Here is a 25,302-nt window from a genome sequence, read left to right as displayed (position 1 = left end):
GTCGCGAACTCAGGCCGCGCGACGGCTGAGCGCCTCCGCCGCTTCCTCCATCAGCGTGGCGATGATCTGAGCGACCGGCTCCTCGCTCTTGACCATGCCGACCGACTGGCCTGCCATCAGCGAGCCACGTTCGACATCGCCATCGATAACCGCGCGGCGGAGCGCGCCCGCCCAATAATGTTCGATCTGCAGCTGGGCCTCGGCCATTTCCACGCTGCCGGCATCGAGCAAGGCGGCGACCTCACGCTGCTTGGCGGTGAACAATTCGGTGCCGCTGTTCTTGAGCGCGCGGACGGGGATGACGGGCAGGCGCGGATCGACCTGCACGCTGGCGACCGCGTCGCGAGCGGAGGCGCGGATAAACGCCTTCTTGAAGTTCGGATGGGCGATGCTCTCCGTCGCGCAGACGAAGCGGGTGCCGAGCTGCACGCCCGCCGCGCCCATCTCAAGATAGCCGGCGATCGCCTCGCCCCGCCCGATGCCCCCGGCGACGAACACCGGCAGCTGGCTTGCAACTTCGGGCAGGATCTCCTGCGCCAGCACTGATGTGGAGACCGGCCCGATATGGCCGCCGGCTTCCATGCCTTCAATCACCAGCGCGTCGACGCCGGAGCGGATCAGCTTCTTGGCCAGCGAGAGAGCTGGGGCGAAGCAGATCAGCGTGGCGCCGCTCGCCTTGATCGCTTCCAGGCTGCCCGCCGGGGGTAGGCCTCCCGCCAGCACGATGTGCCCGATGCCGTGCTTCGCACACACCGCGATCAGTTCCTGCAGCTGGGGATGCATGGTGATCAGGTTGACGCCGAACGGCCTGTCGGTGAGCGCCTTCGTCCCGGCAATCTCCGCGTCGAGCAGTTCCGGTGTCATCGCCCCGCACGCGATCAGGCCGAAGCCGCCCGCGTTCGACATGGCGGCGACCAGGTTCCGCTCCGAAACCCAGGACATGGCGCCGCACATGATCGCAACATCGCAGCCGAGAAACTCGGTGCCGCGCGCCATCAGCTCTTTCAGTCTGCTGTTCATCGGCGACGCCTAGCCGGAGCCGCTCTTGCCCGGCAAGCCTGCGCGGCGTCGGTCAGGCGCGGCTGAGCGGCTGGGTGAGGCAGTGCGGCCCGCCATGCCAGGCCCAGAGTTCGCGGGCCGGGAAGGTATCGACTGCGATGCCGTCGGCCTCCAGCGCGGCGCGCGTGACCGGATTGCCGTCATAGGCGAGCACGCGGCCGGGGGTCGCCTGCACGACATTGGCCGCCTGACGCCTGAGTTCGGGATAGGTGACGCGCATGAAGTGGCGGAACTCGTCCGCTTCTCCGCTCGGCCGCTCGCCGCCGACCCAGGTAAAGCGCCAGCGAAGGCGGCGTAGATGGTCGACAAGCTTTCCGTCTACCTTCTCCACCTTGCCCGTGCCGCGGCGGTAAAGCGTCATCGCGCCAAACTCCTTCAGCATGGTCAGCGCCGCTTCCGCCTCGTCCGCCTCCAGCCGCGTGTCGGCGCGCGCGCCGCGGATGAAGCGGACCAGCGGGCTCGATTCGGCGTAATCGGCTTCGAGCAGATAAGGCACGGTCAGCGCGTGCTTCGGCGCGACCAGGGTGAAGTAGGTGTCGAGATGCAGCAGCAGCAGCTTCAGCTCAAATGCAGGCTGCGGCTTGCCCGGGACGGCGGTCGCCAGGAAGTCGCGCTTGACGGTCTGCACCGCCAGCACGTCCATATCGAGCCGCTTGGCGAGCACGGCGGCGATGCGCGGATCGGTGCGGTTGCCGGTGCCGAGGAACAGGGTGTTGACGTCGATCACCATCGCGTCGCCGCCTTCGATGATCATGCCCTCCTCAACCGCATCGAAGGCGATCGGCACATCCTTCAGCAGCGGCGAATGCGCGTAGAGGAAGCGGAGCAGCATATTTTCGCGACGGCGGCGCTGCGAGACCGAGTTGCAAATGACCAGCCCGCGCGGCGTCATAAAGGCGGAGTCGCGGGTCCACATCGTCGATCGGGAGTCGCTCGCCGCGTGACGATAGCTGCCGTCCGCGCCCAGCGCATATTGCGTCGCCGGATCGCGGCCGAGGAGCATTGCCCCGGTCACCCGCGCGGGATCGGCGCCGAGCCTGGGCATGGCTTCGTCCAGCCAGGCGGCGAACACGCCGGATGGACGCGTCGCGGCAATCGCAGAATCGAGCGCATCCGCGACCTCGACGACGTCGCAGCCGGCGGCCTTCAGCAACGCGTTCAGCCGCGCATGCTGTGCCTCGGCGATGATGGGATCGGACTCCGCATAGGGCAGCACGTCGCCGCCGCGAATATCGACCTGATGGTCCGTCGCCTTGAACGAATGGACCAGCACTCGCCGCAAAGTGCCGATGTTGGAGGTGAGCGGCGGGCGCGCGCTCTGGGCAGCGAGGGGCTGTAGCGCGGCTGCTGCCGCCCCCGCCAGGATCGTGCGCCGGTCGAACTCCATTTTTCACTCCCCCAGCTCAAGGGCAGCTAATCATGACCTAGCGGCCCTGGCAATCGGGCTTGCACAGGTGCCGAGTTCGTCAGGCTCGTAGGCGCGTGTCCCAATCGATCCGCCCGAGCTGCATGACCGAGATCAGATAGGCGAGCGCGACGCCCATACTGACCGCGCCCATGCGGTTGCCTGGTACCAGATGCCAAGCCAGCAGGACAAAGGCGATGCGTAGTCCCAGATGGTAGAAGCCGACGGGGTGGCCGAGCGTCCAGGAAAACACCACCCAATGGAGCGCGAACAATATTCCGACGCTGAGCGGAAACAGATGCGGCGCGTACAACCACAGCGGGATGTGCACGGCCCAGGTCGATAGCGCCATCACCCGGGCGTAGGCCGAAAGCTTGAACAGCGGATTGTCCGGCGTTCCTCCTTCTTCTCCGCGCAGCTTCATCACTAGCGCGCCGACCGGCAGGATGGTCCAGAAGCAAAGCGTAAGCACCAGATTGTGCCATTCGCGTGCCACGACGAGGCTTAGTAGCGCCGCTGTCGCATATACGATCACGCCTGTGATCGGCAGCGCCAGCGAACCCTTGCGTCGGCGGATAAAATCCGCCCGCATTTCCTCAAACGTCATTGGCTGCATCTCCCCCCGATCAGAGAGCAATGGTTCAGGCGGCGGCCTCCGCGTCCAGGCCGTAGGCGGTGTGCAGCACGCGGACGGCCAGTTCGGTATAATCCTCTTCGATCAGTACCGAGACCTTGATTTCCGAGGTAGTGATTGCCTGGATGTTGATGCCGCGGTCGCCCAATGTCTTGAACATCTTGGCGGCGACACCGGCATGGCTGCGCATGCCAACGCCGACGATAGTGATCTTGGCGACGTTGGTGTCGTGCACCAGCCGGTTGTAGCCGATCGTGTCCTTCGCTTTCTCGAGCAGGTCGAGCGACCTGGCCAGCTCGGCCGCCGGCACCGTGAAGGTGACGTCGGTCGAGCCGGTGTCGTGCGCGATGTTCTGCACGATCATGTCGACATTGATATTGCCGTCGGCGAGCGGCGCGAAGATCGAGGCGACCGCGCCCGGCCGGTCGGGCACATCGGTCAGCGTGATCTTGGCTTCGTTCTTGTCGTGCGCGATGCCGGTGATGAACTGGCGTTCCATATCTTCCTCGATCTCGTCGTCGCCGACGATCAATGTGCCGGGCTTGTCCTCGAAACTGGTCAGCACCTGCAGGCGGACATTTTCCTTCATGGCAAGCCCGACCGAGCGGGTCTGCAGCACCTTGGCGCCGACGCTCGCCAGTTCGAGCATTTCCTCGAAGGTGATTTTCTTCAGCTTGCGCGCGCGCGGCACGATGCGCGGGTCGGTCGTGTAGACGCCGTCGACATCGGTGTAGATGTCGCAGCGGTCCGCCTTCATCGCCGCCGCGACTGCCACCGCCGAGGTGTCCGACCCGCCGCGGCCGAGCGTGGTGACGCGCTCGCCCGCCGCCACGCCCTGGAAGCCGGGGATGACCGCGACTTGGCCCTCGCCAAGCGCGGCGTCCAGCGTGGCGGTGTCGATCTCGGCGATGCGGGCCGAGCCATGGCCGTCCGAGGTGCGGATTGGCAGCTGCCAGCCCATGAAGCTGCGCGCCTTGACACCGATCGCCTGGAGCGAGATCGCCAGCAGCCCGCTCGTCACCTGCTCTCCGCTGGCCACCACCACGTCATATTCGCGCGGATCGTAGAGGGGAGAGACTTCGCGGCAGAAGGAGACCAGCCGGTCGGTTTCGCCAGCCATCGCGGAGACAACAACGGCAACCTGATTGCCGGCCTCGACTTCGCGCTTCACCCGCTCGGCGACCGCGCGAATTCGCTCCACCCCCGCCATCGAGGTGCCGCCAAATTTCATCACGATCCGCGCCATGAGGTGAGAGCGCTCCTTTCGGCTGGGGTGTTAGCGTCGAAATACCGCAATGCAATAATTCCGGTTCGGGCTGAGCCTGTCGAAGCCCTCCCTTTCTTTCGCGGTCCGAAAAGAGGAAAGGGAGGCCTTCGACAGGCTCAGGCCGAACCGGTGGAGAATATGAGTTCTACGATCAGGGCCGAAGAAGCCGCGCATTTCGGCAAGCTGGCGGGGGACTGGTGGGACCCGAAGGGCTCCTCCGCCATGCTCCACCGGCTGAACCCGGTGCGGCTGCGCTATATCCGCGATCAGCTCAACCATCATTGGCAGCTGGACGAGCATGACCGGCGTCCGCTCGCCGGCCGAAGCGCTGCGGACGTCGGCTGCGGCGCCGGCCTGTTGTGCGAGCCGTTGGCCCGCCTGGGCGCCGATGTCGTCGGCATCGATGCCGCGCCAGAGAACATCGCCGCCGCGCGCCTCCATGCGGAAGGGCAGGGGCTCGCTATCGACTATCGCACCGGCAGCATCGACGTGCTGGGTGCCGAGCCATTCGACCTGATCACCTCGATGGAAGTGATCGAGCATGTCGAGGATCCGGCCGCCTTCCTCGGCGGCCTGGCGGCTGCCCTGGCGCCCGGCGGGATGCTGATCCTGTCCACGCCCAACCGCACGCCCGTCTCCCGTCTGGCGATGATCACGCTGGGCGAGGGGCTGGGCGCCATCCCGCGCGGTACGCATGACTGGGACCGGTTCCTCACCCCCGACGAACTGCGCGTGCATTTGGATGCCGCGGGGCTGGAGGTGCTGGACGTGACCGGACTTGCCTTCGGCCCGGCACGCGGTTTTCACCTCAGCGAGGAGCTGGGGCTGAACTATCTCGTGACGGCCCGCGCACCGGCCTGAGCGGTCCGCACAATCCGCACAATCCGCACAATCCGCACAATCCGCACGTTTTGCACGTGCATTTGATGAATCTTCCGGGTCGCGGGTGAGATTCATGGTTCATGAAGTCAAAGAGCCGCAGCGAGGCTAACAAAGCCGGGTCGATGTAGGACAGAGAAATTGAGGATCAGGATCCTTCCTCGCGTCGCCCCGTGCTTGACACGGGGTTTGGCTCTTCTCTGTTGTAGGCCCGGTGAAGGGTGGCTGGGTCTATATCATGGCGAACCGCTATCGCGGCGGCATGTATGTCGGCGTTACGGCCGATCTGCTGAAGCGAGCCTATCAGCATCGCGAAAGAGAGGGCTCGTCTCATGTCGCAGACTTCGGGAAGACGCGGCTCGTCTATGCCGAACGTCATGAGGATATCGAAGCAGCGATAGCCCGCGAGAAGCTCGTCAAGAAGTGGAGGCGCAGCTGGAAGTTTGCGCTGATCGAGGCTGACAATCCCGAATGGCGTGATCTGTGGTGCGAGTGGTTTCCGACGGCAGCGCACGAAGGTTAGCCGAGCCCCGTGTCAAGCACGGGGCGACGTTGACTGCTCTACCGCCCGCCGCCGATCAGTCGCTCGTAGAAGCCGATCGCCCGCATGTAATCCTCTATGCTCACCCGTTCGTCATTGCCGTGGAAGCGGGCGAGGTCGGCGGGGCGCATGGTCATGGGCGTGAAGCGGAGGGTGGAGGCGGCGAGGCTTTCGTAAAAGCGGCCGTCGGTGGCACCGAGGACCAGGCCGGGCGCGATTGGCGCGTGCGGGTAGGTGGCGCGGATCGCGGCGGCGACGGCCTGGAAGCCGGGCGCGTCGGTCCGTGCCGGCCGGCTCGGATCGTGGCCGCCCGGGACCGGCCGCACTGAGACGCCGGCGTCGCCGATCACGTCGCGGTCGCGCGCGACCACGTTGGCGATGGTGTCGCCGGGTAGGATGCGGTGATTGACGACGGCACGGGCGCTTTGCGGCAGGACATTGTCCTTGGTGCCTGACTGGATGATCGTCGGGGCGGTGGTGGTGCGGAGCGCAGCGGCGGTGCGCGGATTGGCGGTCAGCTGGCGGGTGATGAGACCCTCCGTCAGCCAGCGATTGGCGATGGCTGCGCGCATCGGCCAGTCCATATAGGGCGCCACCGAGGTGAGCATGTCGCCGGTCAGGCCCTGCAGACGCGCCGGAAACGGGTCGGCCGCGAGCCGGTCGACCGCCCGCGCGATCTTGATCGCAGCATTGTCCGGCGTGGGCATCGAACTGTGGCCCCCCGCGCCGCTGGCGGTCAGCTCGACCGAGACATAGCCCTTTTCCGCCATGCCGACGACCGCGACTGGCCGGTTCACACCCGCCAGCACATTGTCGAGCACGGCATAGCCCTCGTCGAGCGCCAGGCCGACCTTCGCGCCGCGCTGCTTCAGCAGGGACGAGATGGTGCGCGCGCCATTGCCGCCGCGCTCCTCGTCATGGCCGAAGGCGAGATAAACGGTCTGGCGCGGGCGCATACCACGAGCGAGCATGCGTTCGACCGCCTCCAGTATCGCGATCAGCGACATCTTGTCGTCGATCGTGCCGCGGCCCCAGACAAAGCCGTTCGCGACCGTGCCGGCAAAGGGAGGGTGGGTCCATTTGCTGGCGCTGGAGCCCTCGATCGGCACCACGTCCTGGTGGGCGGCGAGCAGCAGCGCGGGCGCATTGGGGTCGGTGCCCGGCCAGGTGAAGAGCAGGCTGTGGCCGGCGACCAGTTCGCGCCGAAGCTCGGCGTGGACGCGCGGATAACTGGCGGCGAGATGGGCGTGGAAGGCGTCGAGCACCTGGGACGGCGGCTGGCCGGCCTCGGTGCTGATCGTCGGGATGCGGATCGCGGCGGCGAGGCGCTGGACTGCGGCTTGATCGATCGCCGGTGCTGGAAGCGGGGCGCCGAGGGTTGCGGGGCTGAGGCGCGCGGTGTTGATGACGATGATTGCGATAAGGAGCAGGAGCAGGGCGCCCAAGAGGAGCGCCATTCGCTTCAGAACACGCATCGAACTCCTTCCCCGTTCGGGCTGAGCCTGTCGGAGCCCTCCCTTTCTCTTGGAGGCCATCAGTAAAGAAGAAGGGAGGGCTTCGACAAGCTCAGCCCGAACGGAGTTGGGAGGCCGCGCCGATCAGGGACTGATCGACTCAACCTGAAGCAAGTGCGTCATTGCGAGCGGAGCGAAGCAATCCAGCTTCGGCGCCGCTGGATTGCTTCGTCGCTCCGCTCCTCGCAATGACGATCGGGACAAAGCTTCACGCTCTAGAAGTCGACCTTGTCGTAATGCGGGGGCGGGCTGATCACTTCCATCCGCTCGGAGAGAAGCGGCCTGAAGCTCGGGCGGCTTTTCAATGCGGAATACCAGCGTTCGGTCTGCGGATGACCGCGCCAATCGATGCCGCCGAGATAGTCGGCGACCGAGATGTGCGCGGCGGCACTCAGGTCTGCGAGGCTCATCACCGGGCCGGCCAGCCAGTTGCGGTGATCGAGCAGATAGTCGGTGTAATCGAGATGGTTGAGCGCCAGCTTCATCGCCTCGCGCAAGACCCGCGCGTCGGGGCTGGCGCGGTCGATCAGCCGCTTCTTCATCCGCTCGTGCATCAGCGGATCGACCACATCGCCGAAGAATTGCTGGTCGAACCAGGCGGTCAGGCGGCGGATTTCCGCGCGGTTGTGCGCGGTGCCGTTGATCATCGGCGCTTTTTCGACCGTCTCTTCGAAGAACTCGCAGATCGCCCAGCTGTCGATCAGCACGACGCCATTCACCTTCTCGACCATGACCGGGGTGCGGCCGGCGGGGTTCACGTCGAGAAACTCGTCGCGCCGCTCCCAGGGCGACTCGCGGACGAGCTCATAACCAACGCCTTTTTCGCCCAGCAGCAGCCGGACCTTGCGCGAAAAGGGGCAAAGCGGGAAGGAAAAGAGCTGCCACATGGAGGCCCCTGTTAGGAGCCAAGGGCGAAGGGGGAAAGATGCTGGCGATGCTGTTTCTGCTCGGCGCTGCGATCGCGCTGAATGCGGCGGCGGGGAGCTGGAGGCTCGCCGCGGCCGGAGCGGTGCTGCTCGCGGCGGCAGCGGGGACGACGTTTCCCGATATCGACCAGCTGCTGCCCCTCGACCATCGTAGTGCGCTGACGCATTCGATCCTGCCCGCCGCTTTGGCCTGTCTGTGGGAGCGGGGCCGCGCGGTGGCGGCTGGGCTGGCGCTCGGCATTGGCCTGCATCTGTCGGCGGACCTGTTCCCCGAGGCGATGCGCGGCTTTGCGACGGTCAAGTTGCCGCTGGCCGGTTCGATCGGCTGGCAGGCCTCCTATGTCTGGATCGGCGTCAACGCCTTCGCTTGCCTGACTCTAGGCGCCTTGCTGCTGGGGCAATTGCTCGGGCCCCGGCTCTCGCTGGCGACGCTCGGTGGCGTCGCCCTGCTCGGCATCGCCTATCTGTTCACCGTCGACGGAGGCTGGTGGGCGCTGGCGATGTTCGGCGCGACGGGATGGCTGGCGCTGCGCGGGCGCCCTGACTCGTCATTGCGGGGAGCGTAGCGACGAAGCAGTCCAGCGGCGCCGGCGCTGCGATGGATTGCTTCGCTTTGCTCGCAATGACGAGAGATAAATCAGCCGGGGAAGCGTTCGAACTTCGGCAGCTGATCGAGGGTCTCGGCCCAGCCCAGATGCTCCGCCCATTGAATGTGAGCGCCGGGAGGTACGGCTTCCGGCTCGTCCAGCGTCGCGCTCTGGATGTCGACGATGCCGGGCAACATGGCCTCGTTGATATAGTAGAGGCCAGTGCCGCAATCGGCGCAGAAATAGCGGCGGCCATGTTCGGACGAGGCATGCTCCTTGGCCCGGCCGCTGGTCACCGCGAAACCGTCGGACCTGTATGCGATCCAGCCGACCATCGGCGCGCCGGACGATTTGCGGCAGTCGCTGCAGTGGCAGATGGCGTGGTGCAGGACGTCGCCGGTCGTTTCGTAGCGGACCTGGCCGCAATGACATCCGCCGCTGGGCATCTTACCCTCCCTGTGCTCCGGCGAAGGCCGGAGCCCAGAACCTAGACGCACGCCGAAAAGAAGAAAATGGGCTCCGGCCTTCGCCGGAGAACTATCACTCCGCCGCAACCGCCTCGGGTTCGTCAGTGAGCGGATAGGGGAGGCGGTTCAGCATTTCCTTCGGCACCACCTGCCAGAAGCGGTCGCGCCAGCGGTCCCAGTCGTCGAGGATCGCGTTGGCCCATTTGCTGTCGGTCGCCTCGGCATGTTCGCCGATGAGTGCGCGCAGCTTCATCTCCCAGCGGACCGAAGCGAGGCGCTGCCACACGATGCTTTCCGGGTTGGCGTGACGCTCGAACTTGCCGTCCACATCCAGCACGTACGCCATGCCGCCGGTCATGCCGGCGCCGAAGTTCATGCCGGGCGTGCCAAGGATCACGGCGGTGCCGCCGGTCATATATTCGCAGCCATTGGCGCCGCAGCCCTCGACGATCACGGTAGCGCCCGAGTTGCGGACGGCGAAACGCTCGCCCGCCTGGCCCGCGGCGAAGAGCTTGCCCGACGTGGCGCCGTACAGGACGGTGTTGCCGATGATCGTATTGTCCTGGCTGGCGAGCGGCGAACTGACCATCGGCCGTACGACGATGGTGCCGCCCGACAGGCCCTTGCCTACATAGTCATTGGCGTCGCCGAACACTTCGATGGTGATGCCCTTGCACAGAAAGGCGCCCAGAGACTGGCCGGCGCTGCCCCGCAGCCGCACCTGGACATGGCCATCGGCGAGCGCGGACATGCCGAAGCGCTGCACCACTTCCGCCGACAGCCGGGTGCCGACCGCGCGGTGCGTGTTGCGGACATTGTAGGTGAGTTGCATCCGCTCGCCGCGATCGAACACTGCACGCGCATCGGCGATCATCTGCGCGTCCAAGCTGTCCGGCACTTCGTTGCGGAAGGTGTTGAGGCTGTAGCGCCGCTCGAAATCCTCGGCGTCGACCTTGGCGAGGATCGGGTTCAGGTCCAAGTCGTCGAGATGCTCGGCGCCGCGGCTGACCTGGCGCAGCAGTTCGGTGCGGCCGATCACTTCGTCCAGCGAGCGGAAGCCCAATTTGGCGAGGATCTCGCGCACTTCCTCGGCGATGAAGCTCATCAGGTTGATGACCTTCTCGGGGCTGCCGGTGAACTTCGCGCGCAGCCTCTCGTCCTGGGTGCAGACGCCGACGGGACAGGTGTTCGAATGGCATTGCCGGACCATGATGCAGCCCATGGCGACCAGGCTCAGCGTGCCGATGCCGAACTCCTCGGCGCCCAGGATGGCGGCGATGACGATGTCGCGCCCAGTCTTGAGTCCGCCGTCCGTCCGCAGCTTGATCCGGCCGCGCAGGCCATTGAGGGTCAGCGTCTGGTTGACCTCGCTCAGGCCCATTTCCCAGGGCGTGCCGGCATATTTGACGCTCGTCTGCGGCGAGGCGCCGGTGCCGCCGACATGGCCGGCGATCAGGATCACATCGGCATGCGCCTTGGCGACGCCGGCCGCGACCGTGCCGATGCCGGCCGAGCTGACCAACTTCACGCACACCCGCGCACGCGGATTGATCATCTTCAGGTCGTAGATGAGCTGGGCCAGGTCCTCGATCGAGTAGATGTCGTGGTGCGGCGGCGGGCTGATCAGCGTCACGCCCGGGGTCGAGTGCCTCAGCTTCGCGATCATGTCGGTGACCTTGAAGCCGGGCAGCTGGCCGCCCTCGCCGGGCTTGGCCCCCTGCGCGACCTTGATCTCGATCTCCTCGCACGAGGCGAGATATTCCGCCGTCACGCCGAACCGGCCGGAGGCGATCTGCTTGATCACCGAGTTGGCGTTGTCGCCATTCGAATAGGGCTTGTAGCGCCGCGGGTCCTCGCCGCCTTCGCCCGATACCGCCTTGGCGCCGATCCGGTTCATGGCGATGGCGAGCGTCTCGTGCGCTTCGGGCGAGAGGGCGCCCAGGCTCATGCCCGGCGTGACAAAGCGCTTCCGGATTTCGGTGATCGCCTCCACCTGATCGATCGGCACCGGCTGCTTGGCGTAGTTGAACTCGAGCAGATCGCGCAGATAGACCGGCGGCAGGTCGCGCACGCCGCGCGAGAATTGGAGGTAGGTCGAATAGCTGTCGGTGCCGACCGCCGTCTGTAGCAAGTGCATCAGCTGGGCCGAATAGGCGTGCGTCTCGCCGCCATGGCGCTGGCGATAGAAGCCGCCGATCGGCAGCGTCGCCACCGCCGGATCGAACGCCGCCTGGTGCCGCATCTGGGCGTTCAGATGGACCGATGCATAGCCTTCGCCCGAAATCTTGGCGGGCATGCCGGGGAAGAGGTCGTTGACCAGCGCGCGGCTGAGGCCGACCGCTTCGAAGTTGTAGCCGCCGCGGTAAGAGGAGATCACCGCGATCCCCATTTTCGACATGATCTTGAGGAGGCCGTCGCCGATCGCCTTTTTGTAGCGGGCAACGCACTCGTCGAGGCTCAATGTACCGAACAGGCCGCGGGCGTGGCGGTCGGCGATCGACGCTTCGGTGAGCCAGGCATTCACGGTCGTGGCGCCGACCCCGATCAGCACCGCGAAATAATGGGTGTCGAGACATTCGGCCGACCGGATGTTGACCGAAGCGTAAGAGCGCAGTCCCTTGCGGACGAGGTGGGTATGCACGGCGGCGGCGGCGAGCACCATCTGGATGCTCATCCGGTCGGGGCCGATAGCCTCGTCGGTCAGGAACAGCTCGGTCTTGCCCTCACGGATGGCCCGCTCGGCATCGGCGCGGATCGAGGCGATGGCGGCGCGCAGTTGCTCGGGGCCTCCCTCTGCCGGATAGGTGCAGTCGATCACCGCTGCCTGAGGGCCGAAATAGGCCTTCAGCCGGTCCCAGTCGCCGCAGCTCAGCACCGGCGTGTCGAGCACCAGCACGTTCGAATTCTGCCCTTCGACATCGAGGATGTTGGCGAGGTTTCCGAAGCGCGTCTTGAGGCTCATCACGCGCGTCTCGCGCAGCGAGTCGATCGGCGGGTTAGTGACCTGGCTGAAGTTCTGCCGGAAGAATTGCGCGATGTTGCGCGGCTTGTCGGAGATGACCGCCAGCGGCGTGTCGTCGCCCATCGAACCGACCGCTTCCTTTGCGTCCTCGACCATGGGCGAGAGGATCAGCTCCATGTCCTCCAGCGTCTGGCCTGCCGCGACCTGGAGGCGGGTGAGGTGCGCGCGGTCCATCGAAGCACCATCGTGCTCCGGCGAAGGCCGGAGCCCTGCTCGCAAAGCTCCGGCCTTCGCCGGAGCACTGGGAAGGGGCAGATCATCGAAGGTTTTGAAGCCCGCAACCATCTGCTCATAGGGATGCTCGGCCGCGACACGCGCCTTGATTGCGCCATCGTCGAGCACTTCGCCCTTGTCGAGGTCGACGGCGATCATCTGGCCGGGCCCCAAGCGCCCCTTCGCCAGCACCGTCGATTCCGGCACCACCACCATGCCCGTTTCGGAGCCGACGATCAGCAGCCCGTCCCGCGTCTGAGTGTAGCGCAAGGGGCGGAGCGCATTACGGTCCACGCCCGCCACCGCCCATTTGCCCTCGGTCATGGCCAGCGCCGCCGGGCCGTCCCAAGGCTCCATCACCGAGGCGAGATAGGAGTACATGGCGCGCTGGTCGGGCGGCAGATCGGCGTCGCCCCAAGCCTCGGGCACCAGCATCAGCTTGGCAGTCGGCGCGTCGCGGCCGGAGCGGCAGATCGCCTCAAACACCGCGTCGAGCGCCGCCGTGTCCGACGCGCCGGCGGGGATCACCGGCTTGATGTCTTCGGATGCCTCGCCGAACGCCAATGATGCCATCTTGATCTCATGGCTCTTCATCAGGTTCTTGTTGCCGCGGATCGTATTGATCTCGCCATTGTGGGCGAGGCAGCGGAAGGGCTGAGCGAGCCACCATTGCGGGAAGGTGTTGGTCGAATAACGCTGGTGGAAGATCGCCACCCGGCTCTCGAACCGCTCGTCGGCCAGGTCCGGATAGAAGAGGCTGAGACTCTCGGCGAGGAACAGCCCCTTGTAGACGATCGACCGGCACGACAGCGAACAGGCGTAGAAGCCGGCGATCTGCGCGGCGACCACCTTCTTCTCGATCCGGCGGCGGACGAGATAGAGGTTCTTTTCGAACTCCTCGGCCGATTGCTCATGGGGCAAGGGGCCGGCGATCATGATCTGCTCGATCTCGGGCCGCGTCGCCTGCGCCTTCTGCCCGATCACCGACACATCGACCGGCACCTGCCGCCAGCCATAGATGGTGTAGCCGGCCTCGATCACCTCGGCCTCGACGATGGTCCGGCACGTCTCCTGCGCGCCCAAGTCCGTGCGCGGCATGAAGATCATGCCCACCGCCAGCCGGTTCGGCCGCACCTTGTGCCCCGAAGCCTCGATCGCCTCGTCGAAAAAGCGCGTTGGGAGATCGACCAGCAGTCCGGCGCCGTCGCCTGTCTTGCCGTCCGCATCGACCGCGCCCCGGTGCCAAACCGCCTTCAGCGCCTCGATTGCCGACGCGACCACGCGGCGCGATGCGCGGCCGTCGGTGGCGGCGATAAGGCCGACACCGCATGCGTCGGACTCGAACTCCGGCCGGTACATGCCGTGTTCGGCGAGGTGAGAGCGAAGATCAGTCATCGTTCCGCTCCAGGTGTCGCCTGATTGCTTCGAGCTGTTCCAGCAGCCCATGCGCGTAGGACCATGCCTTATTGAGCTCGGCTGCTCGCTGGTCTGGAGCCATGGCGTATTCGTGGACCAGGCGGTTCCGCAGTTCGTTCAGTTCCGACCACCAGTCAGCACTCTCGATCAGGCCTTCGCGTTCCAGGCGGTCAAGCACCGGGCGCAGTGCCACCCGCTCTTCCCGAAGCTCCAGCGCGGCAACGAGTTTCGGGAAGAGCTTGCGCAAGGTTAGGTCCACCACCTGCTGAAAACGCTGCAGAAACGCGTCGATCGTCAGCAACGCGACATCATCGTCAAAGGCACCACCCTGAAGCGGGAACAGCGAGTGATCCCTGTCCAGCGATAAGCGCAGCCGACGAGCAGGTCCCGCCAACATTTCCAGCACCTGCCAAGCGCGCTCTCTCAAGCTCCCGCTCACAGGATTACTCCATGCTTTAGGGCTTCCACTTGGATCGGCCCGACTTCCGATCCAGCGGTCGCATAGACGATGTCGATTTCACGTTCGCCCAGCCGTTTCTGAAGCAGGCGAGCAAAGAGTTCGCGGCTCCGCCGGTCGTTACACCGACTGCAGCCGTTGAGAAAAAGATCGATATCGCCGCCCCGCCTCCGATCGTCGACACGGCTGCCGAACAGACGCACGGTCACCTCGGGCCCGAACACCTCGTGCGCCGACGATCGGATCGCTTCCACTTCCCAATCCCGCAATCTCATGCCGCCACCTTAACTGATGCAGCACGCTCTTTCAGCCAGGCGTGCATCTTCTCCGCAACGTCGCGTCCGTCGCGAATTGCCCAGACCACAAGGCTGGCGCCGCGGACGATGTCGCCGGCGGCGAAGACGCCGTCCAGACTGGTCATCATGGTCTTGTGGTCGACGCGGAGCGTGCCCCAGCGGGTGACGCCGAGTTCGGGTGTGCCGAACATGGCAGGGAGCGGCTCGGGGTCGAAGCCGAGCGCCTTGATGACCAAATCTGCGTCCAGGCGGAAGCCGCTATCCGGTTCCGCCTCGGGCATGCGGCGGCCGCTGGCGTCGGCGGCGCCGAGGCGCATGCGGGTGGCGGTGACGCCGATGACCCAGCCATTCTCGGCCGCCTCGAAGCTCTCGGGCGCGGACAGCCAGATGAACTCGACGCCTTCCTCTTCGGCATGCGCGACTTCCCGCTGCGAGCCCGGCAAGTTCGCGCGGTCGCGGCGATAGAGGCACTTCACCGAGGCGGCGCCCTGGCGGATCGCGGTGCGGACGCAGTCCATCGCCGTGTCGCCACCGCCGATCACCACGACATGCTTGCCTTCCGCGTCCAAGGCGCCGTTCTCGAAGGCGGGGACCTGATCGCCAAAGCCCTTGCGGTTGGACGCAGTCAGATAGTCGAGCGCCTCGACCACGCCGCCGACGTTGCTGCCCGGCAGCTTCATCTCCCGTGCCTTGTAGACGCCGGTGGCGATCAGCAGCGCGTCGTGGCGGTTGCGTAGCTCGGCGAACTGCAGGGCGCCGCCCACGTCCGAACCCCGATGAAAGACGATGCCGCCTTCCTCCAGTCGGGCGGTGCGGCGCATGACGATGTGCTTTTCCAGCTTGAAGCCGGGAATGCCGTAGGTGAGCAGGCCGCCGGCGCGATCGTGCCGGTCATAGACATGCACGTCATAGCCGGCGCGTCGGAGATATTCGGCGGTCGTCAGCCCCGCCGGGCCCGCGCCGATGATCCCGACCGACTGGCCTCGCGCTCGGCCCGGCAGCAGCGGCTCCACCCAGCCTTCGTCCCAGGCCTTGTCCGTGATGAAGCGCTCGACGGAGCCGATCGTCACCGCACCGTGCCCTGAGAACTCGATCACACAATTGCCTTCGCAAAGCCGGTCCTGCGGGCAGATACGGCCGCAAATCTCCGGCATCGAGGAGGTTGCGTTGGACAGCTCATAGGCCTCGCGCAGCCGCCCTTCGGCGGTCAGTCGCAGCCAGTCGGGGATGTGGTTGTGCAGCGGGCAGTGGATCGAACAATAGGGCACGCCGCATTGCGAGCAGCGGGCGGACTGCTCCTCGGCGTCGGGCGTCGCATAGCGATCGGCGATTTCGCGAAAGTCTTCGGCGCGCAGCTCGGCAGGCCGCTTGGCTGGATACGCCTGCGGCAGAGCCACGAACTTCAGCATCGGATTGTCGCCCATATCGCCTCCTCGCGCAGCTTATCGCAGGGCTTATTGAGGCGAGTCACGCACAAAAACGGCTATAGGTCAGTTTAGCTGACATTATGTCCGCAGCAAGCCAGCTAAGTGGCTGCGGATAGCCGCCGAGCTTCTTTTTAATAGGTCCGGATGCTGTCCTATCTTGCGAGCAACCAGATCATCGCAAGGCTGCCGGCGACGATCCGGTACCAGGCAAAGGGCGCGAAGCCGTGCTTGGAGACGATGCCCACGAACCAGCGGATCACCAAAATCGCGACGATGAAGGAAACAACGAAGCCGACGCCGATCAGGCCCCAATCGACGCGGCCGCTCGCCAGTTCGTTGCTATGCTTGAAGACGGACAGGGTGGTGGCACCGACCATCGTCGGCACCGCAAGGAAGAAGCTGAACTCGGCCGCGGTGCGGCGCTCCACACCCAGCGACAGGGCACCCATGATGGTCGCGCCCGAGCGGCTGACGCCCGGGATCATCGACAGGCACTGGATGAAGCCGATGCCCAGCGCCTTTTTCCAGGGCACCGCGGCGACGCCCGGCTCTTCGCTCGGCTGCTTGACCAGTGCTTCGATGACCAGAATGGCGATGCCGCCCAGCACGAGCGCGATCGCCACCACCTGCGCATTCTCCAGCAGCGCTTCGATCCGGTCGATCAGGATCAGGCCGAGCACCGCCGAGGGGAGGAACGCGAGCAGCAGGTTGGCGATGAAGCGGAGCGAAGTCGGCTCGCGCCCGAATAACCCCACCGCGACAGCCCAAAAGGTGCGCCAGTAGAGCACGATCACCGCCAGAATCGCGCCCAGCTGGATGATGACGTTGAACGTCGCCCAGGTCGCCGCATCATAGCCGAGCAACTCGGCCGCGAGGATCAGGTGGCCGGTCGAGGAGACAGGGAGGAACTCGGTCAGCCCCTCGACGATGCCGAGCAGGATGGCCGTGAGGAGAAGGGGCATGGCAGCTCCGATTGCGTTCCCCCGCTCCGTTCGGGCTGAGCTTGTCGAAGCCCTCCCTTTTCTTTGCGGGCGAGGAGAAGGAAGAAGGAAGGCCTTCGACAAGCTCAGGCCGAACGGGCGTAGAGGCTTAGGATTCCACCGTCTTCACGCCACCGAAGCGGCCTTGCTTACGATATTGAACGAGCCAGCCGGGCGCCACCGCTGCGAGCGGAGTCGGCGTGATGCCGAACGCTTCCAAGCCGGGCAGCGCGCCGCTTGCGACATTGTCCTTCTGGAGCATCAGCCATTGGTCCCAGCTGATCGGCGCGCCGGGCGCCCAGCCGGTCATCCGTGCCATGGCGCCGGCAACCGCATCGGGCAGTTCGACGAAGTGCGGCTTCTGCCCCGTCCATTCAGCGAGCCGTGCAAGCAGGTCGCGCATGCTGATCGCTTCGGGTCCGCCAATCTCATAAGTTTGGCCTGCATGTGCCTTGGGGTCGCAGATCGCCTGCCCGATCGCCTTGGCGAGATCGGCGACGAACACTGGCTGGAACTTCGTCCCGCCGCGCACCACCGGCACCACTGGCAGGCGCAGCATGCGGGCGAAGCGATTGGTGAACGCATCCTCGCGCCCGAATACGATCGATGGACGTAGAATGGTGGCTTTCGGGAAGGCGGCGCGAACCGCGCGCTCCCCTTCGCCCTTGCTGCGGCCGTAAGCGGACGGCGAGTCCGGATCGGCGCCGATCGCCGACACATGGACCAGGGTCTCGACGCCCGCAGCCGCGGCGGCTTCGGCAACGATGCGGGCGCCATCGGCCTGCACCGCTTGCATATTGTCGAAGCTGCCGACCAGGTTCAGCACTGCGCTCGCGCCCGCGACCGCACGCTCGACCGAGGCGCGGTTGCCTATGTCCGCGGCCAGGAACTGGGTCTGGCCGAGCGACCCGAGCGGCTTCAGAAACCAGGCGTCGCGCGGCTCGCGCTGGGCGATGCGCACGCGAAATCCCTCGCCGCCGTCGAGCAGCTCCTGCACGGCATAGCGGCCGACAAAGCCGCCGCCCCCGAACACCGTGACGATCGCGTCCTTCATGCGCATAAGCTCCACTGAACGCCCGCGCCTTTGGCCTGCCGAACCTTTGTTGACAAGGGCATGGAGCCGCCGCTAAGCGCCGCCGCCTACCCCGTGCCCAGATGGCGGAATTGGTAGACGCACCAGCTTCAGGTGCTGGCGCTCGCAAGGGCGTGGAGGTTCGAGTCCTCTTCTGGGCACCATCTTCCCCGCTCGATCAAACCCGCTCGATGATCACGGCTGGCGCCATGCCGCCCGCGGCGCACATGGTGATCAGGCCATAGCGCCCGCCGGAGCGTTCCAGTTCGTCGAGCGCGGTGCCGATCAGGATCGAGCCGGTGGCGCCGATCGGGTGGCCGAGCGCCATGGCGCCGCCGTTGATGTTGACCTTGTCGCGGTCGAGCTCCAGGTCGAGGATGAACTTCTCCGCAACCACGGCGAAGGCTTCGTTGATCTCCCAAACGTCGATATCGTCCTTGGTCAGCCCGGCCTTCTCCAGCACCTTGCGCGCGGCAGGAACGGGCGCGTTCAGCATCAGCGTCGGGCAGTCGCCGACATTCGCGAAGGCGACGACGCGGGCGCGCGGCTTGAGACCGTTCCTGTCGGCATAGTTCTTTGAGGCGAGCAGCAGCGCCGCCGCGCCGTCGACCACGCCCGAGCTGTTGCCGGCGTGATGCACGCCTTCCCAATCGAGATTCGGATAGACGCGCTGGATTTGCTTCTTGAACGTGAAGCCGCCGCCAAGGTCATGATCGGCCAGCGCCTGGAAGGCCGGCTTGAGCGACGCCAGCCCTTCCGCGGTCGTCTCGGGGCGCGGGAACTCCTCCCGGTCGAGCGCGACCGAGCCGTCTTCGTTCATCACCGCCACGACCGAGCGGGCGAACCGCCCCTCGTCGATCGCCCGCTTCGCGCGCCGCTGGCTGACGAGCGCGAGATTATCAACAGCTTGCCGATCGATGCCTTCCCGCGCCGCGATCGCGTCGCCGCAGACACCCTGGTGGGACTGCGGGTGCAGCGCGTCGAGCGCGGGATTGCCACCGCCGATCATCCGCGGGGGCTGGCCTGCGGCCGCCCGTTCGGCGGCCAGCTGCTGCTGATAGCTCATCATCTCGGTGCCGCCGGCAATCACGCAATCTTCCATGCCGGACATGATGCTGGCCGCTGCGAGGTTCACGCTGGTGATGCCGCCGCCGCAGAAGCGATCGAGCGTCACGCCCGAGGCCTTGCAGTCATAGCCTGCCGCCAGCGCCGACATGCGGCCGAGATCGCCGCCCTGCTTTCCTTCCTGCGTCGATGTCGACCAGATGATGTCGTCGACGGTCGACGTGTCGAGGCCGTTGCGGTCCTTGAGTGCCTTCAGCACGGTCGCGCCGAGATGCTGCGGGTGCAGGTGCGACAGCGCGCCCTTGCCAGGCTTTCCGACCCCGCGCGGCGTGCGGACAGCGTCGATGATATAGGCGTCAGGCATCTCGGCTCCTCTTCAATGACCCAGAGACTGTCATTGCGAGCGCAGCGAAGCAATCCAGCGCGCGCAGAGTGGGATTGCTTCGTCGCTGCGCTCCTCGCAATGACGGATCAGCAAACGAGGAATAAGATCATGCGCAGAGCCGCCATCGTCAGCCCGATCCGCACCGGTGTGGGCAAATTCCAGGGGGCGCTCGCATCGATGCAGGCAGGCGATCTCGGCGCCGTCATCATCAAGGCTTTGGTGGAACGCACCCGCATCGATCCAGAGCGGATCGACGACGTCGTCTTCTCGCAAGGCTATGGCAATGGCGAGGCGCCCTGCATCGGCCGCTGGTCGGCGCTGGCGGCGGGACTGCCGGAGTCGGTGCCGGGCGTGCAGCTCGACCGGCGCTGCGGCAGCGGATTGCAGGCGGTCGTCGACGCCGCGATGCGCATCCAGACCGGTGCTGCCGATGTCGTGATCGCCGGCGGCGTCGAGAGCATGTCGAACGTCGAATATTATTCGATCGACCACCGCAACGGCGCACGCATGGGGTCAACGACCATGCACGACCGGCTGCTGCGCGGCCGCGTGATGTCACAGCCGATTGCTCGCTATGGGGTGATCAGCGGAATGATCGAGACAGCCGAGAACCTGGCGCGCGATTATCAGATCAGCCGCGAGGCGTGCGACGACTATGCCGCGGCCAGCCACCAGCGTGCTGCCCGCGCCTGGACAGAAGGCAAATTCGCGGACGAGCTGGTGCCGGTCCCGGTGCCTCAGAAAAGGGGCGAGCCGGTCATGTTCGCAGCCGATGAGGGCATCCGGGCCGACGCGACGCCGGAGTCGCTGGCGCAGCTGCGGCCGATCGAGAAGGACGGCGTCGTCACGGCCGGCAATGCCAGCCAGCAGAATGACGCCGCCGCTGCCTGCCTGGTCGTCGCCGAGGACAAGCTGTCCGAACTCGGGCTGGAACCGATGGGATGGCTGACGGGCTGGGCGGCCGCGGGATGCGACCCGTCGCGCATGGGCATCGGCCCCGTCCCGGCGGTTGAGAAGCTGTTCGCGCGCACCGGCCTGTCCTGGCGCGACATCGATCTCGTCGAGCTGAACGAGGCGTTCGCGCCGCAGGTGCTCGCGGTGCTGAAAGGCTGGGGCTGGGACGATCGCGACAAACTGAACGTCAACGGCTCCGGCATCAGCCTTGGGCATCCGATCGGCGCGACCGGGATCCGGATACTCTCGACCATGCTGCACGAGATGCAGCGCCGCGAGGTGCGCTATGGTCTGGAGACGATGTGCATCGGCGGCGGGCAGGGCATGGCGGCGGTGTTCGAGCGCGCAGCCTAGAGCTTAACGGAACGCTCTCGTTTCACAGGCGTTACGTGTACGGGGGAATGCGCCCGCCTTTCTCCGCCTGTTTCTGCTTGACGAATGGCGGGGCGGCACCAAGTGTCGCCGCGGAAAAGGGGAGTAATCGCATTGGCTTGTGCCCTTGTGGCCTGCGTCGCACTGGCAGCGGCTTCGGCTGCGTCGCCCGGCGCCGACCAACTGACGAGTCTTTCGATCGAAGAACTGGCTCAGCTGGAAGTCACGTCGGCGTCCCGGCGTCCCGAGCCGCTGAGCGGTGCGCCTGCCTCCCTCTTCATCATCACCAACGAGGATATCCTCCGCTGGGGCGCGACCTCGCTCCCCGAAGTGCTCCGGCTTGCTCCGCAGCTGGACGTGCAGCGTATCGACGCGCGCCAATATGCGGTGACGGCGCGCGGTTTTCAGGGCGCCGAGACGGCCAACAAGACCCTGGTCCAGATCGATGGGCGCAGCATCTATTCGACGCTGGCCGCGACCGTCTTCTACGAACTGTTCGACACGCCGCTGGAGGATATCGACCGGATCGAGGTGATCAGCGGGCCGGGCGGCACCCTTTACGGCACCAACGCGGTCAATGGCGTGATCAACATCATGACCAAGGACGCGCGCGAGACCCAGGGCGTGTTGGCGCGGGCGACGGCCGCTTCGCTCGAGCAAACCGCCCTGCTGCGCTACGGCGCGCCGCTTGGGCCCAATGGCGGCATCCGCGTCTATGCGGAAGGCTGGAACCGGCAGGGGTTCCCGCCCTCAGGCAATCGCAACCTGCGCGACGGCAGCGAAGGCTGGCAGACTGGCTTTCGCGCGGACTTCGGCGACGAGGTCAATCAGGTCACAGTCCAGGGCGATTGGTTCGAGCACAATGTGAACAGCGGCAAGCGCGACGGCGACAATGGCCAGAACATCCTCGCGCGCTGGACGAACACGGCATCAAGCGGCGCTCAGACGCAGGTGCAGGCCTATTACAGCCGCTTCGCGCGCCGCTTCACGCGAGTCTATGACCGGCTTGAGACAAGCGACCTGTCGGTCCAGCACAACCGCACCGAAGGCCGGCACGCCATCGTGGTCGGCGGAGGCGTGCGGATGACGCGCGACCGGTTCGACAATGATCTCAATTCTTTCGTGCTCGACCCTGAGGAAAAGACATTGTGGATTCTGAACGCTTTCGTTCAGGACCGCATTGACCTGGGCGCTGGCCTTGCCGTCACGGCCGGGCTGAAGGCGGAAAAAACGACCTTCACCGGCGTCGAGCTGATGCCCAATCTGCGCCTTTCCTGGCAGCCGAATCGCGACTTTCTGCTCTGGGCCTCCGCTTCGCGGGCAGTGCGCGAGCCGTCGCGGATCGATCGCGACCTGACTGAGCCCGTGATCCTGCGCGCCGGTACGTTCCAGGCCGAGGAACTAACGGCATTTGAGATAGGCTATCGCGGTCAGCCGGCGCCGAACCTGACCTTCTCGCTCACCGGCTTCTACAACCTTTACGATAGGCTGCGCACCACCAAGACCACGCCAATCACGATCCTGCCCGTGCAGCTCGCCAACGGCATCAAGGGCGAGAATTGGGGTGTGGAGGCTTGGGGAGCGTGGCAGGCGGCGCCCTGGCTCCGGCTCAATGCGGGGCTGGTCGTGCTCGACGGCGATTTCAGGCTCAAGCCCGGCGAGACCGATCTCGAAAACTTCATCTCGCTCGGCAACGACCCGGACTATTATGGCCAGGTCGGAGGGCGTATCGACTTCACGCCCCGCCTCGGCTTCGACTTTCAGGTCCGCCGCTATGGCAGCCGGCCGCGGCCACGGGTGCCCGCCTATACGGACGCCGATGCTCGGCTGGGCTGGCGGGTAACTGACAAGGCGGAGCTGTTTCTGTCCGGCACAAACATTTTCCATGATCGGCGGCCGGAAAGCGAAGACACGGATCGCGGCCAGCTTGTCCGGCGCATCATCGCATTGGGCGTGCGGTTCGGCATTTGAACCGGTCGCGCGCCTTGATCCTGGCGGGGGCGCTGCTCGCGCCTACCCCCTCGCTTGCGCAGGGCGCCAGCGAGGCTGCGGTCAAGGCGGCGTTCCTCGTCAAATTCGGCGCCTATGTGAGTTGGCCCGCGGGAGCGGGACCCGTCACCATCTGCATGGTCGGTCGTGACGTGCTCGGCGCGGCGCTGGACCGGGCCGCATCGGGCCAGCAGATCAACGGGCGGCCGCTTCAGCTGCGCCGGATCGAGACCATCACGCGGGGCAGCGGCTGCGACATCGCCTATATCACCGGCTCGGCGCGCCAGACCGTGCCAGCCGCGCTCGCCGCGCTTCCGGCGGCGCCCGTCTTGACGGTCACGGACAGCCGGTGGAGCAATGCGCGCGGCATGGTGCATTTCCAGGTCGCCGCCAATCGCGTCCGCTTCCACATCGATGACCAGGCCGCAGCGGCTGGCGGTCTGACGATTTCTTCGAAGTTGCTCGGCCTAGCGCTCTCCGTTCGTGAGAGGCGCGGGCGGTGATCCCCTGGCAGCAACGCATGTCGCAGGCGGCGGGCATCTTCGCCGTGCTGCTGCTGCTCTTGGGCGTGCTGGTCGTGACCCAGGCCGATCGTGATTACCGCCAGCAGCAGGCGCAGCGTGCCGAGATCCGGGCGCGCATCCTTGCGGGCACCGCCACTGCGGCCGTGGACTTTCGCGACGTGGAAGCGGCGCGCGAGGCGGTGACGCCCTTCGGTGTTGATCCGCTCTCACGTGTGGTGGCGATCTATGACGATCGAGGGCAGTTGCTCGCCGGCTTTGGGCGGGACGGCGTGTCGTTGCCCCGGACGTTTTCGATCTTCGATCCACCCTCAGGCCTGGCGCGCGGGGACGCCGACATCATCAGCGGCGGGCGCCGGATCGGACGCGTGCTGATACTTAGCGAGATCGAGCCGTTTTCCCGCCGATTGAGCCGCTATGCGCTGATCACCGTGCTTGCCGTCATGGCGGCGTCGATCGTGCTGATCCTGGGGATCAGCCAGGCCGCGTTGCGCCGGAAGAACGAGGAACTGGAAGCCAGCAACCGCGCCCTGATCGAGCAGATGGCGCAGCGTGAGAAGGCCGAGAACGACCTCCGGCAGGCCCAGAAAATGGAGTCGATCGGCCAGCTGACCGGCGGCATCGCCCACGACTTCAACAACATGCTTGCGATCGTGATCGGCAGCCTGGATATCGCCGAGCGACGCTTTTCCACCAATCCCGACCGGGCCCGCCAGGCGATCGGCCATGCGCTCGAGGGCGCCAACCGGGCGGCCAGCCTGACAAAGAGGCTGCTGGCCTTTGCCCGGCGATCGCCGTTGCAGCCGCAGACGATCGACGCCAATCAGCTGGTCGCCGGCATGTCCGAGCTTTTACGGCGAACGCTAGGCGAAGGCATCGCAATCGAGACCGTGCTGGCGGGCGGGCTGTGGCGCACCCATGCCGATCCGGGCCAGCTCGAAAACGCCGTGCTCAACCTGTCGGTCAATGCGCGCGACGCGATGGACGGGCATGGGCGGCTGACGATCGAGACGATGAACGCGCATCTGGACGATGCCTATGCGGCGCAGCACGAAGGCGTCGCCGCCGGGCAATATGTCGCCGTTGCGATCAGCGACAATGGGCCTGGCATGCCCAAGGAAGTGATGGACCGCGCCTTCGAGCCCTTCTTTACCACCAAGGGCGTCGGCAAGGGTACCGGATTGGGGCTCGCCCAGGTCTATGGCTTTGTCCGTCAGTCGGGCGGTCATGTGAAAATATATTCGGAGGCGGGGCAGGGCACGACCGTCAAGATCTACCTGCCGCGGCACATGGGCGCAGCCGAACCGAGCCGAACCGAGATCGCCGCCGCAGAAGTGCCCCGGGCGCGGCCGGGTGAACTGATCCTGGTGGTTGAGGACGAAGAGCAGGTTCGGCGCATGTCGCTCGATGCGCTGGAGGAACTCGGCTATGCCGTGGTCGAGGCCGGCGATGGCGAGCATGCGCTCGACCTGGTGCGCGAACGCCGGGACATCTGCCTGCTCTTTACCGACGTGGTCATGCCAGGCATCAACGGCCGGGAACTGGCCGACAAGGCGCGGCAGCTGCGTCCCGACCTGCGGGTGCTGTTCACCACCGGCTATACCCGCAATGCCGTGGTGCATAACGGCGTCGTCGACAGCGACGTCTTCTTCATTCCCAAGCCGTTCACTGTCGAACAGCTCGGACACAAGCTCCGGGCCGTGCTCGACCGGCGCTGATCGGTTCAGTCACTCACACAGTCCCGTTCTTTAACTATGTGTCAGTCTGGCACATTCGCTTCGATTCCGTTACAAACTGCGTCGGGGAAACCGTTCAACCGATCGCATTGGCAGGGAGAATGGTTCGCGCTGAGTA

21 protein-coding genes and 1 tRNA gene are annotated in these 25,302 nt (G+C 65.9%); 8 read left to right on the top strand and 14 right to left on the bottom strand.

What is annotated here, in order from left to right; all coding sequences use genetic code 11:
- Positions 1-9: 9 nt before the first annotated feature.
- From VGT77_RS10845 to VGT77_RS10830, 4 genes are all read right to left on the bottom strand, one after another.
- Positions 10-1,020: an NAD(P)H-dependent flavin oxidoreductase gene (locus VGT77_RS10845; RefSeq protein WP_327462433.1), complete on the bottom strand. Its 1,011-nt coding sequence runs from the start codon at positions 1,018-1,020 to the stop codon at positions 10-12.
- A gap of 52 nt (positions 1,021-1,072) precedes the next feature.
- The gene (locus VGT77_RS10840) at positions 1,073-2,446 is read right to left on the bottom strand and encodes an arginine deiminase family protein (protein ID WP_327462431.1); all 1,374 of its coding nucleotides are present in this window, start codon (positions 2,444-2,446) and stop codon (positions 1,073-1,075) included.
- A 79-nt stretch (positions 2,447-2,525) separates the two neighbouring features.
- The gene (locus VGT77_RS10835; RefSeq protein WP_327462429.1) at positions 2,526-3,071 is read right to left on the bottom strand and encodes a DUF7010 family protein; all 546 of its coding nucleotides are present in this window, start codon (positions 3,069-3,071) and stop codon (positions 2,526-2,528) included.
- Between the two features lie 34 nt (positions 3,072-3,105).
- On the bottom strand, positions 3,106-4,344 hold the full coding sequence (locus VGT77_RS10830; RefSeq protein WP_327462427.1) for an aspartate kinase: 1,239 nt from the start codon (positions 4,342-4,344) through the stop codon (positions 3,106-3,108).
- A gap of 159 nt (positions 4,345-4,503) precedes the next feature.
- Here VGT77_RS10830 and ubiG point away from each other — a divergent pair, with 159 nt between their 5' ends.
- A complete protein-coding gene (gene ubiG, locus VGT77_RS10825) occupies positions 4,504-5,226 on the top strand; it encodes a bifunctional 2-polyprenyl-6-hydroxyphenol methylase/3-demethylubiquinol 3-O-methyltransferase UbiG (protein WP_327462425.1) in 723 nt (240 codons plus the stop codon).
- A gap of 232 nt (positions 5,227-5,458) precedes the next feature.
- Complete coding sequence (locus tag VGT77_RS10820) at positions 5,459-5,767, top strand: GIY-YIG nuclease family protein (protein ID WP_327462423.1); 309 nt, start codon at positions 5,459-5,461, stop codon at positions 5,765-5,767.
- Positions 5,768-5,805: 38 nt separating this feature from the next.
- Here VGT77_RS10820 and VGT77_RS10815 read toward each other — a convergent pair whose 3' ends face one another.
- Entirely contained in the window at positions 5,806-7,260 is a 1,455-nt protein-coding gene (locus VGT77_RS10815; RefSeq protein WP_327462421.1) for a M20/M25/M40 family metallo-hydrolase, read from the bottom strand.
- Between the two features lie 254 nt (positions 7,261-7,514).
- Positions 7,515-8,186, bottom strand: coding sequence for a glutathione S-transferase family protein (locus VGT77_RS10810; RefSeq protein WP_327462419.1), 672 nt, complete (start codon positions 8,184-8,186; stop codon positions 7,515-7,517).
- A gap of 38 nt (positions 8,187-8,224) precedes the next feature.
- Between VGT77_RS10810 and VGT77_RS10805 the strand changes: the two genes are divergently transcribed.
- Entirely contained in the window at positions 8,225-8,791 is a 567-nt protein-coding gene (locus tag VGT77_RS10805; protein ID WP_327462417.1) for a hypothetical protein, read from the top strand.
- 71 nt (positions 8,792-8,862) lie between these two features.
- Here VGT77_RS10805 and VGT77_RS10800 read toward each other — a convergent pair whose 3' ends face one another.
- The 7 genes from VGT77_RS10800 to VGT77_RS10770 all read right to left on the bottom strand — a co-directional run bounded on the left by VGT77_RS10800 (position 8,863) and on the right by VGT77_RS10770 (position 18,144).
- Positions 8,863-9,258, bottom strand: coding sequence for a GFA family protein (locus VGT77_RS10800; RefSeq protein WP_327462415.1), 396 nt, complete (start codon positions 9,256-9,258; stop codon positions 8,863-8,865).
- A gap of 94 nt (positions 9,259-9,352) precedes the next feature.
- Complete coding sequence (gene gltB, locus VGT77_RS10795) at positions 9,353-13,909, bottom strand: glutamate synthase large subunit (protein ID WP_327462414.1); 4,557 nt, start codon at positions 13,907-13,909, stop codon at positions 9,353-9,355.
- Positions 13,902-14,369 (bottom strand): HepT-like ribonuclease domain-containing protein, encoded by a 468-nt coding sequence (locus tag VGT77_RS10790; RefSeq protein WP_327462412.1) that lies wholly within the window; start codon positions 14,367-14,369, stop codon positions 13,902-13,904. Before VGT77_RS10790 ends, gltB begins: the two co-directional genes overlap by 8 nt.
- The gene (locus VGT77_RS10785; RefSeq protein ID WP_327462409.1) at positions 14,366-14,662 is read right to left on the bottom strand and encodes a hypothetical protein; all 297 of its coding nucleotides are present in this window, start codon (positions 14,660-14,662) and stop codon (positions 14,366-14,368) included. Before VGT77_RS10785 ends, VGT77_RS10790 begins: the two co-directional genes overlap by 4 nt.
- Positions 14,659-16,107, bottom strand: a complete 1,449-nt coding sequence (locus tag VGT77_RS10780) for an NAD(P)-dependent oxidoreductase (protein WP_327462408.1) — start codon at positions 16,105-16,107, stop codon at positions 14,659-14,661. The genes VGT77_RS10785 and VGT77_RS10780 overlap by 4 nt, the downstream gene beginning before the upstream one ends.
- 155 nt (positions 16,108-16,262) lie before the next feature.
- Complete coding sequence (locus VGT77_RS10775; RefSeq protein WP_327462406.1) at positions 16,263-17,072, bottom strand: undecaprenyl-diphosphate phosphatase; 810 nt, start codon at positions 17,070-17,072, stop codon at positions 16,263-16,265.
- Positions 17,073-17,199: 127 nt separating this feature from the next.
- Positions 17,200-18,144, bottom strand: a complete 945-nt coding sequence (locus tag VGT77_RS10770) for a complex I NDUFA9 subunit family protein (RefSeq protein WP_327462404.1) — start codon at positions 18,142-18,144, stop codon at positions 17,200-17,202.
- 95 nt (positions 18,145-18,239) lie between these two features.
- Between VGT77_RS10770 and VGT77_RS10765 the strand changes: the two genes are divergently transcribed.
- Positions 18,240-18,326: transfer RNA gene (locus VGT77_RS10765), tRNA-Leu, on the top strand.
- Positions 18,327-18,340: 14 nt separating this feature from the next.
- Here VGT77_RS10765 and VGT77_RS10760 read toward each other — a convergent pair.
- Positions 18,341-19,591 carry an acetyl-CoA C-acetyltransferase gene (locus VGT77_RS10760; protein ID WP_327462402.1) on the bottom strand — a complete coding sequence of 417 codons (1,251 nt, stop codon included), beginning with the start codon at positions 19,589-19,591 and terminating at the stop codon, positions 18,341-18,343.
- Between the two features lie 129 nt (positions 19,592-19,720).
- Between VGT77_RS10760 and VGT77_RS10755 the strand changes: the two genes are divergently transcribed.
- The 4 genes from VGT77_RS10755 to VGT77_RS10740 all read left to right on the top strand — a co-directional run bounded on the left by VGT77_RS10755 (position 19,721) and on the right by VGT77_RS10740 (position 25,166).
- Positions 19,721-20,920, top strand: coding sequence for an acetyl-CoA C-acetyltransferase (locus VGT77_RS10755; RefSeq protein ID WP_327462400.1), 1,200 nt, complete (start codon positions 19,721-19,723; stop codon positions 20,918-20,920).
- Positions 20,921-21,052: 132 nt separating this feature from the next.
- Complete coding sequence (locus VGT77_RS10750) at positions 21,053-22,909, top strand: TonB-dependent receptor plug domain-containing protein (RefSeq protein ID WP_327462398.1); 1,857 nt, start codon at positions 21,053-21,055, stop codon at positions 22,907-22,909.
- The gene (locus VGT77_RS10745; RefSeq protein ID WP_327462396.1) at positions 22,906-23,430 is read left to right on the top strand and encodes a YfiR family protein; all 525 of its coding nucleotides are present in this window, start codon (positions 22,906-22,908) and stop codon (positions 23,428-23,430) included. Before VGT77_RS10750 ends, VGT77_RS10745 begins: the two co-directional genes overlap by 4 nt.
- Positions 23,427-25,166 (top strand): ATP-binding protein, encoded by a 1,740-nt coding sequence (locus tag VGT77_RS10740; RefSeq protein WP_327462394.1) that lies wholly within the window; start codon positions 23,427-23,429, stop codon positions 25,164-25,166. The genes VGT77_RS10745 and VGT77_RS10740 overlap by 4 nt, the downstream gene beginning before the upstream one ends.
- Positions 25,167-25,302 lie beyond the last annotated feature (136 nt).

This window comes from Sphingomonas sp. (genome assembly GCF_035944535.1).
Taxonomy (GTDB): domain Bacteria; phylum Pseudomonadota; class Alphaproteobacteria; order Sphingomonadales; family Sphingomonadaceae; genus Sphingomonas_B.
The sequence above is the reverse complement of the archived record's forward strand: the minus strand, read 5'-3'. Positions and strand labels throughout refer to the sequence as shown.

Excerpts from the sequence above, each read along its gene's own strand:
- VGT77_RS10845 (WP_327462433.1), bottom strand. The coding sequence starts at position 1,020 with ATGAACAGCAGACTGAAAGAGCTGATGGCGCGCGGCACCGAGTTTCTC.
- VGT77_RS10840 (WP_327462431.1), bottom strand. The coding sequence starts at position 2,446 with ATGGAGTTCGACCGGCGCACGATCCTGGCGGGGGCGGCAGCAGCCGCG.
- VGT77_RS10835 (WP_327462429.1), bottom strand. The coding sequence starts at position 3,071 with ATGACGTTTGAGGAAATGCGGGCGGATTTTATCCGCCGACGCAAGGGT.
- VGT77_RS10830 (WP_327462427.1), bottom strand. The coding sequence starts at position 4,344 with ATGGCGCGGATCGTGATGAAATTTGGCGGCACCTCGATGGCGGGGGTG.
- ubiG (WP_327462425.1), top strand. The coding sequence starts at position 4,504 with ATGAGTTCTACGATCAGGGCCGAAGAAGCCGCGCATTTCGGCAAGCTG.
- VGT77_RS10815 (WP_327462421.1), bottom strand. The coding sequence starts at position 7,260 with ATGCGTGTTCTGAAGCGAATGGCGCTCCTCTTGGGCGCCCTGCTCCTG.
- VGT77_RS10810 (WP_327462419.1), bottom strand. The coding sequence starts at position 8,186 with ATGTGGCAGCTCTTTTCCTTCCCGCTTTGCCCCTTTTCGCGCAAGGTC.
- VGT77_RS10805 (WP_327462417.1), top strand. The coding sequence starts at position 8,225 with ATGCTGGCGATGCTGTTTCTGCTCGGCGCTGCGATCGCGCTGAATGCG.
- VGT77_RS10800 (WP_327462415.1), bottom strand. The coding sequence starts at position 9,258 with ATGCCCAGCGGCGGATGTCATTGCGGCCAGGTCCGCTACGAAACGACC.
- gltB (WP_327462414.1), bottom strand. The coding sequence starts at position 13,909 with ATGACTGATCTTCGCTCTCACCTCGCCGAACACGGCATGTACCGGCCG.
- VGT77_RS10785 (WP_327462409.1), bottom strand. The coding sequence starts at position 14,662 with ATGAGATTGCGGGATTGGGAAGTGGAAGCGATCCGATCGTCGGCGCAC.
- VGT77_RS10780 (WP_327462408.1), bottom strand. The coding sequence starts at position 16,107 with ATGGGCGACAATCCGATGCTGAAGTTCGTGGCTCTGCCGCAGGCGTAT.
- VGT77_RS10775 (WP_327462406.1), bottom strand. The coding sequence starts at position 17,072 with ATGCCCCTTCTCCTCACGGCCATCCTGCTCGGCATCGTCGAGGGGCTG.
- VGT77_RS10770 (WP_327462404.1), bottom strand. The coding sequence starts at position 18,144 with ATGAAGGACGCGATCGTCACGGTGTTCGGGGGCGGCGGCTTTGTCGGC.
- VGT77_RS10760 (WP_327462402.1), bottom strand. The coding sequence starts at position 19,591 with ATGCCTGACGCCTATATCATCGACGCTGTCCGCACGCCGCGCGGGGTC.
- VGT77_RS10755 (WP_327462400.1), top strand. The coding sequence starts at position 19,721 with ATGCGCAGAGCCGCCATCGTCAGCCCGATCCGCACCGGTGTGGGCAAA.